General features: G+C 68.4%; 12 protein-coding genes and 1 rRNA gene. 8 read left to right on the top strand and 5 right to left on the bottom strand.

Features of this window, described 5'->3' with window-relative positions; genetic code table 11:
- Window positions 1-87: 87 nt before the first annotated feature.
- Window positions 88-1,344 (bottom strand): 6-phosphofructokinase, encoded by a 1,257-nt coding sequence (locus EVS83_RS12470; protein ID WP_133501368.1) that lies wholly within the window; start codon window positions 1,342-1,344, stop codon window positions 88-90.
- 115 nt (window positions 1,345-1,459) lie between these two features.
- On the opposite strand from EVS83_RS12470, the gene EVS83_RS12465 reads away from it, so the two are divergent.
- Together EVS83_RS12465 and mpl are read left to right on the top strand one after the other, a co-directional pair.
- Complete coding sequence (locus EVS83_RS12465; RefSeq protein ID WP_133501367.1) at window positions 1,460-2,038, top strand: adenylate kinase; 579 nt, start codon at window positions 1,460-1,462, stop codon at window positions 2,036-2,038.
- Between the two features lie 102 nt (window positions 2,039-2,140).
- Window positions 2,141-3,541, top strand: coding sequence for a UDP-N-acetylmuramate:L-alanyl-gamma-D-glutamyl-meso-diaminopimelate ligase (mpl, locus tag EVS83_RS12460; RefSeq protein WP_133501366.1), 1,401 nt, complete (start codon window positions 2,141-2,143; stop codon window positions 3,539-3,541).
- Window positions 3,542-3,584: 43 nt separating this feature from the next.
- On the opposite strand, the gene EVS83_RS12455 is transcribed toward mpl, so the two are convergent.
- Window positions 3,585-5,570: a bifunctional DedA family/phosphatase PAP2 family protein gene (locus EVS83_RS12455; protein WP_133501365.1), complete on the bottom strand. Its 1,986-nt coding sequence runs from the start codon at window positions 5,568-5,570 to the stop codon at window positions 3,585-3,587.
- Window positions 5,571-5,664: 94 nt separating this feature from the next.
- On the opposite strand from EVS83_RS12455, the gene EVS83_RS12450 reads away from it, so the two are divergent.
- The 4 genes from EVS83_RS12450 (at window position 5,665) to EVS83_RS12435 (ending at window position 8,955) form a co-directional block, all read left to right on the top strand.
- Window positions 5,665-6,315: a protein kinase family protein gene (locus EVS83_RS12450; protein WP_246022933.1), complete on the top strand. Its 651-nt coding sequence runs from the start codon at window positions 5,665-5,667 to the stop codon at window positions 6,313-6,315.
- 19 nt (window positions 6,316-6,334) lie between these two features.
- Complete coding sequence (locus EVS83_RS12445; RefSeq protein ID WP_133501363.1) at window positions 6,335-7,150, top strand: SDR family oxidoreductase; 816 nt, start codon at window positions 6,335-6,337, stop codon at window positions 7,148-7,150.
- A 9-nt stretch (window positions 7,151-7,159) separates the two neighbouring features.
- Complete coding sequence (locus EVS83_RS12440; protein ID WP_133501362.1) at window positions 7,160-7,579, top strand: VOC family protein; 420 nt, start codon at window positions 7,160-7,162, stop codon at window positions 7,577-7,579.
- A 143-nt stretch (window positions 7,580-7,722) separates the two neighbouring features.
- Window positions 7,723-8,955, top strand: a complete 1,233-nt coding sequence (locus EVS83_RS12435; protein WP_133501361.1) for an aspartate aminotransferase family protein — start codon at window positions 7,723-7,725, stop codon at window positions 8,953-8,955.
- Window positions 8,956-9,007: 52 nt separating this feature from the next.
- Here the strand turns inward: EVS83_RS12435 and hemL are convergent, their stop codons facing one another.
- Together hemL and thiE are read right to left on the bottom strand one after the other, a co-directional pair.
- Window positions 9,008-10,291, bottom strand: coding sequence for a glutamate-1-semialdehyde 2,1-aminomutase (hemL, locus tag EVS83_RS12430; protein WP_133501360.1), 1,284 nt, complete (start codon window positions 10,289-10,291; stop codon window positions 9,008-9,010).
- Window positions 10,288-10,929, bottom strand: coding sequence for a thiamine phosphate synthase (thiE, locus tag EVS83_RS12425; RefSeq protein WP_133501359.1), 642 nt, complete (start codon window positions 10,927-10,929; stop codon window positions 10,288-10,290). The genes hemL and thiE overlap by 4 nt, the downstream gene beginning before the upstream one ends.
- 61 nt (window positions 10,930-10,990) lie before the next feature.
- Here thiE and EVS83_RS12420 point away from each other — a divergent pair, with 61 nt between their 5' ends.
- Complete coding sequence (locus EVS83_RS12420) at window positions 10,991-11,185, top strand: rubredoxin (RefSeq protein WP_133501358.1); 195 nt, start codon at window positions 10,991-10,993, stop codon at window positions 11,183-11,185.
- Between the two features lie 4 nt (window positions 11,186-11,189).
- Here the strand turns inward: EVS83_RS12420 and EVS83_RS12415 are convergent, their stop codons facing one another.
- Entirely contained in the window at window positions 11,190-11,636 is a 447-nt protein-coding gene (locus tag EVS83_RS12415) for a DUF192 domain-containing protein (protein WP_133501357.1), read from the bottom strand.
- A gap of 485 nt (window positions 11,637-12,121) precedes the next feature.
- On the opposite strand from EVS83_RS12415, the gene EVS83_RS12410 reads away from it, so the two are divergent.
- Window positions 12,122-12,228: ribosomal RNA gene (locus EVS83_RS12410) — 16S ribosomal RNA — on the top strand; the annotation flags it as partial.

The raw sequence follows: 12,228 nt of genomic DNA, 5'->3' as shown, positions 1-12,228 counted from the left end.
CCCCTGTCGCCGACGCTCGACCGCTCCCCAGCGGATCCCGACATCGGCGCGGCGAGTTTCGACGACCCACGCGGGTCGCGCAAGCCATCAGGGCGCGTACGACGCCAATCGCTTATCCACGTACGACGCGTCGATGCGTGCGTACTTCGGAACGCCATCCCGCCCATACGGCGGCGGCGCCTCGCCACGAATCAAAGGCTCGAGATACCGACGCGCTGCATCCGTAATGCCGTAGCCGTCTTCGCGAATGAAGTCGTCCGGCATCGTGCGTTCGTGGTTCGCGATGTCGGACAGGTGCGCAGGTTCGATCGTCCAGCGATACGGGCGATCCTTTATTCGCTTGATGACGGGCATGACGGCGTTGCGACCTTTCACCGCGTAGTCGACGGCTGCCGTGCCGACCGCGATGGCCTGTTTCAGGTCCGTTTCCGACGCGAGATGCCGCGCCGAGCGCTGCAAGTAATCCGGCAGCGTCCAATGCACCTTGTAGCCCAGCGCGTCCTTGACGCGCGCGGCGAGCAAGGAGGCGACACCGCCGAGCTGCGTGTGGCCGAACGCATCCTTGCCGGCACCCGCGTCCGCGACGAACGTGCCGTCGGCCGTGCGGATGCCTTCGCTCGCGACCACGACGCAATAGCCGACGCGCTCGACGACCTCGCGCACCTTCGCGAGGAACGCCGCCTCGTCGTACGCGCGCTCGGGGAAGAGAATGAGATGCGGTGCCTCGTCGTCAGTGCGCCCCGCCAGTCCGCCCGCAGCCGCGAGCCAGCCGGCATGGCGGCCCATCGCCTCGTAGACGAACACCTTGGTTGACGTATCGGCCATCGCAGCGACGTCGAGCGCGGCCTCGCGCACCGACACCGCGGTGTACTTCGCGGCGGACCCGAAGCCCGGGCAGGTGTCCGTCACCGCGAGGTCGTTGTCGACCGTCTTCGGCACGCCAACGCACGTCAGCGGATAGCCGAACTCGGCGGCGATCTGCGACACCTTGAGCGACGTGTCCGCCGAATCGTTGCCGCCGTTGTAGAGGAAGTAGCGCACGTCGTGCGCCTTGAAGACCTCGATCAGCCGCTCGTACTTCGCACGGTCGGCATCGAGCGACTTGAGCTTGTAGCGGCACGAGCCGAACGCCCCGCCCGGGGTGTGCGCGAGCGCCTTGACCGTCGACGCCGGCAGCGGCGTCGTGTCGATCAGCTGCTCGCGCAGCACGCCGAGGATGCCGTTCCGCCCCGCGAGCACGCGCAGACCGTGTCGGCGGCCGGCCTGGATCACCGCGGACGCGGTGGCGTTGATGACGGCGGTGACGCCGCCCGACTGGGCGTAGAGAAGGGTTCCGGCGGCCATGGCGATTCGAGGATTCGGGACGGTATGCGGTAAGCTGCCGCCATCATGCCGGTAACGGCGTCGGGCCGCCTGGAGCGGCCGCGAACGTGCCGGAAAGATCCATCAGGAGCGACGAATGCGATTGGTACTTCTGGGAGCCCCGGGCTCGGGCAAGGGCACGCAGGCCACGCGGCTCAGGGAGCACCTGCAGGTACCGCACATTTCGACGGGCGACCTGCTGCGCGCCGAAGTCGCCGCCGGTAGCCCGCTGGGCCTGGAAGCCAAGGCCGTGATGGCCCGCGGCGAGCTCGTCAGCGACGGCATCCTGCTCGGCATGCTGGAAGACCGCTTCTCGCGTCCCGACACCCGCAACGGCTTCATCCTCGATGGCTACCCGCGCAACCTCGCGCAGGCCGACGCGATGGGCACGCTGCTCGAGCGCATCGGCCAGCCGATGGACCACGCCGTGTTCCTCGACGTGCCGACCGAACTGCTGGTCGAGCGCATTGCCGGCCGCGCCAAGGCCGAAGGCCGCGAGGACGACTCGCCGGAATCCGTGCGCAAGCGCCTGCAGATCTACAACGACTCGACCGCGCCGGTCGTCGAGTACTACCGCCAGCACGGCCAGCTCAAGGTCGTGGACGGCGTGGGCTCGCTCGACGACGTGTTCAACCGCATCGTCGAGACGATCGCGCCGGTCAAAGAGGTCGGCTGATTCATCGCGGCGCCCGCGGCGCCGCGTCCATCGACACCGCATCGACGGCGCGGCGATCCGCCACGGAGCAGGATTCACGCCCGTAGCACTCCGGAGCGTCCGATCTTGAAACTCCACCTCCTCGGCATCGCGGGCACCTTCATGGGCGGCGTCGCAGCGCTCGCCCGCGAGCTCGGCCACGACGTGCAGGGCACCGACCAGGCGATCTATCCGCCGATGTCGACGCAGCTCGAGCAGCTCGGCATCCAGCTCGCGCAGGGCTATTCGCCGGAATGGATCGACACCGACTGCGACCAGGTCGTCGTCGGCAACGCGCTGTCGCGCGGCAATCCGGCGGTCGAGCACGTGCTCGATGCGCAGATGGATTACACCTCCGGCGCGCAGTGGCTCGCCGAGAACGTGCTACCCGGCCGCGAAACGGTGGCTGTCGCCGGCACGCACGGCAAGACCACGACGACGACGATTCTCTCGTTCCTGCTCGAAGCCGCGCACCGCGATCCGGGTTTCCTGATCGGCGGCGTCGCCGAGGATTTCGGCGTCTCTGCGCGCATCGGCAGCGGCAAGGAATTCGTCGTCGAAGCCGACGAGTACGACACCGCGTTCTTCGACAAGCGCAGCAAGTTCGTGCACTACCGGCCGACGGTCGCGATCCTCAACAATCTCGAGTTCGATCACGCCGATATCTTCCCGGACGTGCAGGCGATCCAGCGCCAGTTCCACCATCTCGTGCGCACGGTGCCGCGTCGCGGTCGCCTGATCGTCAACGGCGAGGACGCGCGCATCGCCGAGGTGCTGGAGATGGGCTGCTGGACGCCGGTCGAGACGTTCGGTCTCGCCGATGCCGACGTGAACGCCAAGCCATTCGACTGGACCGCGCGCCTGACCGAACCGGATGGCTCGAAGTTCGTCGTGCTGCACCAGGGCAAGGAGCAGGGCGAAGTGCACTGGTCGCTGCTCGGCCGCCATAACGTGATGAACGCGCTGGCGGCGCTCGCTGCGGTGCACGCGGTCGGCGTCGAGCCGCGCAAGGTCATCCCGGCGCTCGCCCGCTTCAAAAGCGTCAAGCGGCGCATGGAAGTGGTGGGCATCGTCGGCGACGTCGCGGTGTACGACGATTTCGCGCATCACCCCACCGCGATCGAAACCACGCTGGAAGGCCTGCGCAGCAAGGTGGGCGACGCACGCATCGCGGTCGCCATGGAACCGCGCAGCAATTCGATGCGCCTCGGCGCGCACTCCGATGCACTCGCGCCGTCGCTCGCGCAGGCGGATGCCGTCGTCTTCCTGCATCGCCCGGAACTGCCGTGGGATGCGACCAAGGTCGTCGGCGCGCTGCGAGGCGATGGCCTCACCGTGCCCGACGTCGACACGCTGATGCGCGAACTGCGCGAGCGCGTGCATCCCGGCGACCACGTGGTGTTCATGTCGAACGGCGGTTTCGACGGCGCGCCGCGTCGCTTCGTCGAACTGCTGCGCGCCGAAGGCGTGAAGCCCGCGGGTTGATCGATGTGCCGCGGCGCGCGATGGCGCCGCGCTGAACCGCAACCTAGTGCGAAGTGCGCACGCGCAGCACATGCGTGCCGTGCGCATTGATTGTTTCGGATGACGGCAGCGTGCGCAGCGCTTCGAAGGCCGGCTCCGCGTCGACCGCGATGAACGGCTGGGGCCGCCACAGCGCGAAGGCGTCGAGCGGGCGCGCCAACACCAGCCGCTGCGTACTGCCGATCCACAGTGGCGTGCCGTCGCTGAGGCGCGCGGGTGCAGGCCAGATGCGTAGGACGAAGCGTTCGTCGAATCGCGCGCCGTCGTGCACGAACAGCAGCGTCTCCGCGCGGGCGTCGAAGCTCGCCGGCAGGACGGGTTGGCGACCTGCGGGCGTGTCGTCGTCGAGCAGGCCGAGCACCGATTTCCAGTCGGCCTGCGGCTGCACGCGCCAGCCGCGCGCCTCGAGCACGCGGCGTACCGGCGCGAGATCGCCCGCGATCTGCACGTTCAGCGGCGCACCGCCGTGGCGCGCATTTTCGTCGCGCGTGTGGGGCAGCCGTTGCCAGTCGCGCGCCCACCAGCCATCGGTCTGCAGGACGAGCGTCGCTTCGGGCGGCGTGAAGCGCGCGAGCAATGGCGCGGACGCGCGCGGCGCATGCCACAGCGCACCCACCAGCAGCGCGACGTAGAACAACGTCGCCAGCGGCCGCATCCAGAACGAGCGCGTGAAGTGCCTTCGATAGGCGAGGCCGAGCACGAGCAGCCAGACGATGCCGAACACCGTGCCGCCGACGACGTCGCTGGTCCAATGCGCGCCCAGGTACAGCCGCGCGACGCCCACCACCGTCGTCAACACGCCCGTGAGCAGGTACGGCCACACGCGCTGCCGCCCCGGCAGTTCGCGTGCGATCAGCACGGCGAAGAAGCCGAGCACCACCGTCATCATCGTCACCGCGCCGGACGGAAAGCCGAAGCCGGGCGGCGCGGTCGGCGGACGCGGCATGTCGACCACCGCCTGCAACATCGTCGTCAGCGCAAGGCCGAACACGACGGCCGCAAGCCAGTGCGCCGCCGCCATCCAGCGTCGACGCCAGGCGAGATAGAGCAGCGCGACGGCCGCTGCGGGGCCGAGCACTTCGGCATCGCCCAAGCTCGCCAGCGCGGCCATCATGCGATCCGCGAGCGGATTGCGCAGCGACATCATGATGTCGTGCACGCGGTAGTCGATGCCGAGCGGCCCGCCATTCGCGACCAGCAGCGCCACCAGCGAGAACCACACGCAACTGATCGCGAGCAGGCATACGGCGAGCACCGCCAGCGACGGCGCCTCCGGCCGGTTCGGATCGACCAGCGCTACGGCGTAGCGGCCGAGGCGCGGATGACGACGCGACCACCGCAACAGGCGCGCCAGCAGCGAGTCCGCATGACCCGCGAACCAGCGCCACGTGTAGAGCACCACCGCCCACGCGGTCGCGATCGCGACCAGCAATCCGCCGAGCACCAGCGCGAGCCGGTCCGCGACCGCTTCCACCGCCTCGTACGACGCCCCGAGCACCCAGCCCGGAGCGAGGAACGCGACCGCCCAGCCCGCGCACGCGGTCGCGCTCGGCACGAGGTAGCGCACGGTCGGCACGTGCAGCATGCCCGCGATCGCGGGCACGAACGGCCGCACCGCGCCGACGAAGCGCGCGATGAAGATGCTCTTGGTGCCGTGGCGCCGGAACATGCCTTCGCCGCGCTCCAGCCACTGCGGCCAACGCGCGAATGGTCCGCGCGTGCGCAGCTGCGGCCCGAAGCGGCGTCCGATCCAGTAGCTCATGCCGTCGCCGATGAACGCGCCCAGCGCTGCGCTCGCGACCGCATACGGCCCGTTGACGTGGCCCAAGCCGATCAGCGTGCCGACCGCGAACAGCAGCGGCATCGCGGGCACCACGATGCCGAGCACGATGACCGCATCGCAGAACGCGACGAGGAAGATGAGCGCGCCGGCCGCGAGCGGATGCGCGCTGATCCAGGCGGTGGCGGAGTCGAGCCAGGCGGATGTCATCGGCCCGATTATCGCCAGCGGCTGCGACAGCGGAAGCGGCCGCGTCGATGTGGCCCGTACACTTCACGCAATGGATTCAGCGCCGACCACCGCAATGCCCGTCGAAATCGAGGCGCTCAAGGCCGACAGCTTCGGCCGCATCGCGCTGATGCGCGAGGGCGAGCGTGTGTTCGTGCGGCGCGACCTCGCGCATGTGCCGCTGTGGTTGCGCCTGCCCGCATGGTGGCTCGCGCGCCGCGAAGCGCGCGGGCTCGAGGCGGTGCGCGGGGTCGACGCGGTGCCGCAGCTGCTGCGCTGGGACGGGCGACGCCTCGATCGCAGCTACATGAGCGGCGCCGCGATGTACCAGCGCCCGCCGCGTGGTGACGTGGTCTATTTCCGCGAGGCGCGACGCCTGCTGCAGCGGCTGCATCGGCGCGGCCTCGCGCACAACGACCTCGCGAAGGAAGCGAACTGGCTCGTCCTCGACGACGGCTCGCCCGCGATCATCGACTTCCAGCTCGCGAGCCGCGGTCGCGCCCGCTCGCCGTGGATGCGCCTCCTCGCGCGCGAGGATCTGCGTCATCTGCTCAAGCACAAGCGCACGTACTGCCCCGACGCGCTGACGCCGGTCGAACGCCGCGTGCTCAAACGCCGCTCGTGGGTGCGCGAGGCCTGGTTCGCGACGGGCAAGCACGGCTACCGCTTCATCACCCGGCGCGTCCTGCACTGGGAAGACAACGAAGGGCAGGGTCCCAAGCCCTGATCCACCAACGGACGGCCCCATGACCACCCTTTCCGGCAAGACCGTTTTCATCACCGGCGCGTCCCGTGGCATCGGCCGCGCGATCGCGTTGCGCGCAGCGGCCGACCGCGCGAATGTCGCGATCGTCGCCAAGTCCGGCGTGCCGAATCCGAAGCTGCCCGGCACGATCCACACCGTCGCCGAGGAAGTCGCGAAAGCCGGCGGCAATCCGCTCGCGCTCCAGTGCGACATCCGTGAAGAAGACGAAGTACGTGCGGCGGTCGCCGCGACGGCCGACACGTTTGGTGGCATCGACATCCTCGTCAACAACGCGAGCGCGATCTGGCTGCGCGGTGCGCTCGACACGCCGATGAAGCGATTCGACCTCATGCAGCAGGTCAACGCGCGCGGCACGTTCCTCGTGACGCAGGCCTGCCTGCCGCAGCTGCTGCAATCGCCCGATCCGCACGTGCTCACGCTCGCGCCGCCGCCGAGCCTCGACCCGAAATGGTGGGGCCCGCACACCGGCTACACGCTCGCGAAGATGGGCATGAGCTTCGTGACGCTCGGTCTCGCCGCCGAATTCCGCGAGCAGGGCGTTGCGATCAACGCGCTGTGGCCGAAGACGATCATTGCGACCGATGCGATCAACATGATCCCGGGCGTAGACGCCGCAATGTGCCGTCGCCCCGAGATCGTCGCCGACGCCGCGCACGCGATCCTGACGCGCCCCGCACGCGAAGCGACCGGCCGCTTCTTCATCGACGAGGACGTGCTGCGCGAAGCCGGTGTCACCGATTTCGCACGCTATGCCGTCGATCCTTCCAAGCCGCTCCTGCCCGACCTGTTCCTCTGAGGTGATCCGATGAAGTACCTGCACGCCATGGTCCGCGTCCGCGATCTCGACGCCTCGCTGCGCTTCTGGTGCGACGGACTCGGCCTGGTCGAGAACCGCCGCCGCGACTATCCGCAGGGCCGCTTCACGCTGGTCTACCTCGGCGCGCCCGAGAACCCGGAGTCGGAGATCGAGCTCACCTGGAACTACGACGACGAGGATTACGGCACCGCGCGCAACTTCGGCCACCTCGCGTTCGCGGTGGACGACATCTACGCGAAGTGCGAACACCTGCTGTCGATGGGCTACACGATCAACCGCCCGCCGCGCGACGGCCACATGGCGTTCGTGCGCTCGCCGGACCTGATCTCCGTCGAACTGCTGCAGAAGGGCTCGCCGCTCGCGCCGCAGGAGCCGTGGCAGTCGATGGCGAATACCGGCGTCTGGTAACGCGGCGGCTCGGCCTGAGCAAGCGCTCGACTGAGCTCGCTTTGCGACGCAGCGTTCGACGGAAGGCGTCACGCGTCGCGTCCTGCCGCTGACGGATGCCCGACAATGGCGACGCGCCGAGCCGGCGCCCGCCTGCCATTCCGATGTCCGATTCCCACTCGCTTCTCGGTCTCGCCGACCGCTACTACGTCCCCGTCTACCGCCCGCGCCGCATCGTGCTCGACCACGGCCGCGGTGCCCGCGTCTGGGATCGCGACGGCCGCGAATACGTGGATTTCGGCGCCGGCATCGCCGTCAACGCGCTCGGCCATGCGCACCCCGCCCTGATCGACGCGCTGACGACGCAGTCCGCCAAGCTCTGGCACACCAGCAATGTCTTCGTCTCCGAGCCGCCGCTGCGGCTGGCCGAAGCGCTGGTGGAAGCGTCCGGTTTCGCCGAGCGCGTGTTCCTCTGCAATTCCGGCGCGGAAGCGAACGAAGCCGCCATCAAGCTCGCGCGTCGCTGGGCGACCGCGCAGGGCCGCGAGCCGTCGCGCCGCACCATCCTCACCTTCGAAGGCAGCTTCCACGGCCGCACGCTGACCACCGTCACCGCGACGGCGCAGCCCAAGTACCAGGAAGGTTTCGAACCGCTGCCGCCGGGCTTCCGCTACGCGAAGTTCAATGATGTCGACGGCGCGCGCGCGGCGATGGCCGCGGGCGACGTCTGCGCCGTGCTCGTCGAGCCCGTGCAGGGCGAGGGCGGCGTCATGCCGGCCGCACCCGAATTCCTCGCCGCGTTGCGCGAACTCTGCGACACGCACGGCGCGCTGTTGATGTTCGACGAGATCCAGTGCGGCATGGGCCGCACCGGCAAGCTGTTCGCGTGGCAGGACTACGGTGTGAAACCCGACGTCGTGTCGCTCGCGAAGGCGCTCGGCAGCGGTTTCCCGATCGGCGCCATGCTCGCCGGATCGCGCGCTGCGGAGACGCTGCAGTTCGGCGCGCACGGCACGACGTTCGGCGGCAACCCGCTCGCGGCGGCCGTCGCGCTTGCGGCCCTGAGCGAACTGTCGTCGGAGACTGTGCTCGGCAACGTCGCGAAGCAGGCGCAGGTGATCCGCGACGCGCTTGCCGCGCTCGATCGCGAACTCGGCCTGTTCGCGGAAGTGCGTGGACGCGGCCTGATGATCGGCGCGCAGCTACGACCGGAATTCGCCGGTCGCGCCGCAGAAATCCTCGACCGTTGCGTCGACCACGGCCTGCTGCTGCTTCAGGCCGGCCCGGACGTGCTGCGCTTCGTGCCCGCGCTCAACATCAGCGACGCCGACATCGCCGACGGCCTGCGCCGTCTCGGCGACGCGCTGCGCGATTTCGTCGCTCAGCCGAAGCCGTAGTACGCGGGCACGCCGTCGGGGTCGAACAGCACCCGCGACGGCGCGCCGGTCGTCACAGCGCGGCGAACGCCTCGCGCGCTGCGGCGATCGTGTGCGCGATCTCGGCTTCGCCGTGTGCGCTCGACACGAAGCCGGCCTCGAACGCGGACGGCGCGAGGTAGACGCCTCGCTCCAGCATCGCGTGGACGAATCGATTGAAGCGCGCGGTGTCGGACGCCTTCGCGTCCTCGAACGTCTCCACCGGACCCTTGCGGAAGTACAGGCCGAACATGCCCGGTGCGCGCGTGGTGTGGAACGCGATGCCGGCGTCGCGCGCGGCGGCTTCGAGGCCGTCGCAGAGCGCGTGCGTCGTGCGCTCCAGTGCCTGGTGGAAGCCCGGTGCCTGGATGAGCTCCAGCGTCGCGAGGCCCGCTGCCATGGCGACCGGATTGCCGCTCAGCGTGCCCGCCTGGTAGATCGGTCCGGCCGGCGCGATCTGCTGCATGAGGTCGCGACGCCCGCCGTATGCGCCTACCGGCATGCCGCCGCCGATGATCTTTCCGAACGTCGACAGGTCCGGCGTGATTCCGTAACGCTGCTGCGCGCCGCCGAGCGCGACACGGAAGCCCGTCATCACTTCGTCGAAGATCAGCAGCGCGCCGTGCGTGGTGCACAGCGCGCGCAGGTGCTGCAGGTAGCCGTCGCGCGGCAGGATGCAGTTCGCGTTGCCGACGATGGGTTCGATGATGAGCGCGGCGATGTCCGCACCGACTTCCTCGAACAGCGCAGTGGCGGCGTCGAAGTCGTTGTACGGAAGCGTGAGCGTGAGATCGGCCAAAGCGGACGGCACGCCCGGCGAATTCGGAAGGCCCAGCGTCATGACACCGCTGCCGGCTTTGACGAGGAAACTGTCCCCGTGCCCGTGGTAGCAGCCTTCGAACTTCACGATGCGCGAGCGGCCGGTCGCGCCGCGCGCAAGGCGGATCGCCGACAGTGTCGCTTCGGTGCCCGAGTTCACCATGCGCACCATCTCGCAGCTCGGCACGATGCGCGTGATCGCTTCCGCCATGTCGACCTCGAGCGGATTCGGCACGCCGAAGCTGAGCCCGTTGCGCATCGTGCGTTCGACGGCTTCGAGCACACGCGGATGCGCGTGGCCCGCGATCATCGGCCCCCACGAGCCGACGTAGTCCACGTAACGATTGCCGTCGACGTCGTACAGGTACGCACCCTCCGCACGCTGCGCGAAGAACGGCGTGCCGCCGACGGAGCGGAACGCGCGAACCGGCGAGTTCACGCCGCCAGGCAGCAATTCGGACGCGCGCGCGAACAGGCGCTCGGACGTGGTGTGGTTCATGCAGGATCCTTGAAACAGTCGATGTAGGCGCGCGCAGCGGCGCGCGGGTCGGGCGATTCGAACAGGCCGCCGATCACTGCGATGAGATCGGCGCCGGCGTTGATGAGCAGCGGTGCGTTGGCCGGGGTGACGCCACCGATGGCGACGCGCGGAACGCCGAACGCCGCGCTGTCGAGTAGCAGTTGTGGCGATGCACGTCGCGCATTCGGTTTGGTGCCGGACGGAAAGAACGCGCCGAACGCGATGTAACTGGCGCCGGCGTCGATCGCACGACGCGCGCGGTTGAGGTCGTCATAGCAGGACGCGCCGATGACAGCGCTTGTCCCCATCGCGCGGCGTGCGTCGTGGAGGTCGCCGTCATCGCCGCCGAGATGCGCACCGTCCGCACCGATCTCGGCCGCAAGACGCCAGTCGTCGTTCACGATCAGCGGCACGTGGTAATCGCGACACAGCGGTTGAAGTGCCAACGCCTGCTCGCGACGACGCGCGTCGTCGGCTGCCTTGTTGCGGTACTGCAGCACCGCGGCGCCCGCGTCGAGTACGGGTGCGACGCGCGCGACGAGGCGGCCGGTCTCGGGCTCATCCGGCGTGATCGCATACAGGCCACGGCGCGGCCAAAGCGGCTGGTTGGAAGGCATGCTTTCCGCAAAACGGGGCGGGTGGGACAATGCGGGCCCGCAATCCACGCATTATCCGCTCATGTCGATCCCCGCAGAAAACGCCGCTCCCTACCGCACGTGGATGTGCGTCGTCTGCGGTTTCATCTACGACGAGGCGAAGGGACTCCCGGAAGAGGGCATCGCGCCGGGTACGCGCTGGGAAGACGTGCCGGACACGTGGACGTGCCCGGACTGCGGTGTCACCAAGGATGACTTCGAGATGACCGAAGTCTGATCGCTTACTTGAGCGGCGGAATCCCTGGCCCGAGCTTCAGTTCTGCGCCGTTCTGCAGCTTCAGTTGTTCGGCCTGGCCCGCGTTGAGCTCCAGCACGTAGCGCGCCGGCGTTCCGCTGGGATACGGCGGGCAGGCGTCGCCCAGCGTGCAGGGCGGCACATCGCGCTGCTGTGAGACCAGCTTGCGGCCGGTGTCGAAGTAGAGGATGTCGAGCGGAATCTTGGTGTGCTTCATCCAGTAGGCGAGGGGTTCCTCGCGGTCGTGCAGGAACAGCATGCCGTGGTCGGCGGCCATCTCCTCGCGGAACATGAGGCCGCGTTCGCGCGTCTCCTCGGTGTTGGCGATCTCCACCACGTAGCGCTTGCCGCCGAGTTCGACCCATGCGTCATGACCGGTCGCACAGCCGCTGATCAGCAGCATCGCGAACGCCAAAAGCCAGCCGTTTTTCATCGCACGCCCTCCGAAAGTGCGGACGACGTTCCGGTACGCACGTGTCTCGGTCAAGTGTCGATGAACCGATTTCAGCGCATCGCAAATTGCCTCTTCCCAAACATCAGGGGCATGTGCACAATGCGCGGCCCCGCTGAAGGGAACGCATCGCCAAGCGCGATTCGGGACCCCAACGGAGCAAAAAAACCTCGATCACAGGGTGTTGACAGTGATCGAAACTGCTCTAAAATGGGCGGCTCACTCGGACGGACTGAGGTCGGTTCGAGAGGGAAAAGGGACGAGGCGCTGAGGCCGAAGTCTGGTGATCTTTGACAGTGTGCGCAGGTGACTTGTGCGGGCGTCTGGTGGTGGATGACTGTCCATCGCAGATGTCTCGTACCAAGCACAAAGATTTACATGCATGCAAATGCAAGCGAGTTTTTGATGCCTGGACGGGCTCTGCACTTCAAAGCTTTAGCCGATCCTTCGGGATTGGTTGCAAAACTTAAGTGAAGAGTTTGATCCTGGCTCAGAGTGAACGCTGGCGGCAGGCCTAACACATGCAAGTCGAGCGGCAGCGGGTCCTTCGGGATGCCGGCGAGCGGCGGACGGG

The sequence above is a fragment of the Cognatilysobacter terrigena genome, from assembly GCF_004361065.1.
GTDB lineage: Bacteria > Pseudomonadota > Gammaproteobacteria > Xanthomonadales > Xanthomonadaceae > Cognatilysobacter > Cognatilysobacter terrigena.
Note: the sequence above shows the minus strand (reverse complement) of the source record. Positions and strands in the feature narration are given on the sequence as shown.

Bases quoted from the DNA above. Each gene is read 5' to 3' on its own strand.
- EVS83_RS12470 (WP_133501368.1), bottom strand. From the start codon at position 1,344: ATGGCCGCCGGAACCCTTCTCTACGCCCAGTCGGGCGGCGTCACCGCC.
- EVS83_RS12445 (WP_133501363.1), top strand. From the start codon at position 6,335: ATGACCACCCTTTCCGGCAAGACCGTTTTCATCACCGGCGCGTCCCGT.
- EVS83_RS12415 (WP_133501357.1), bottom strand. From the start codon at position 11,636: ATGAAAAACGGCTGGCTTTTGGCGTTCGCGATGCTGCTGATCAGCGGC.
- EVS83_RS12435 (WP_133501361.1), top strand. From the start codon at position 7,723: ATGTCCGATTCCCACTCGCTTCTCGGTCTCGCCGACCGCTACTACGTC.
- EVS83_RS12455 (WP_133501365.1), bottom strand. From the start codon at position 5,570: ATGACATCCGCCTGGCTCGACTCCGCCACCGCCTGGATCAGCGCGCAT.
- EVS83_RS12465 (WP_133501367.1), top strand. From the start codon at position 1,460: ATGCGATTGGTACTTCTGGGAGCCCCGGGCTCGGGCAAGGGCACGCAG.
- EVS83_RS12450 (WP_246022933.1), top strand. From the start codon at position 5,665: ATGCCCGTCGAAATCGAGGCGCTCAAGGCCGACAGCTTCGGCCGCATC.
- EVS83_RS12440 (WP_133501362.1), top strand. From the start codon at position 7,160: ATGAAGTACCTGCACGCCATGGTCCGCGTCCGCGATCTCGACGCCTCG.
- hemL (WP_133501360.1), bottom strand. From the start codon at position 10,291: ATGAACCACACCACGTCCGAGCGCCTGTTCGCGCGCGCGTCCGAATTG.
- thiE (WP_133501359.1), bottom strand. From the start codon at position 10,929: ATGCCTTCCAACCAGCCGCTTTGGCCGCGCCGTGGCCTGTATGCGATC.
- EVS83_RS12420 (WP_133501358.1), top strand. From the start codon at position 10,991: ATGTCGATCCCCGCAGAAAACGCCGCTCCCTACCGCACGTGGATGTGC.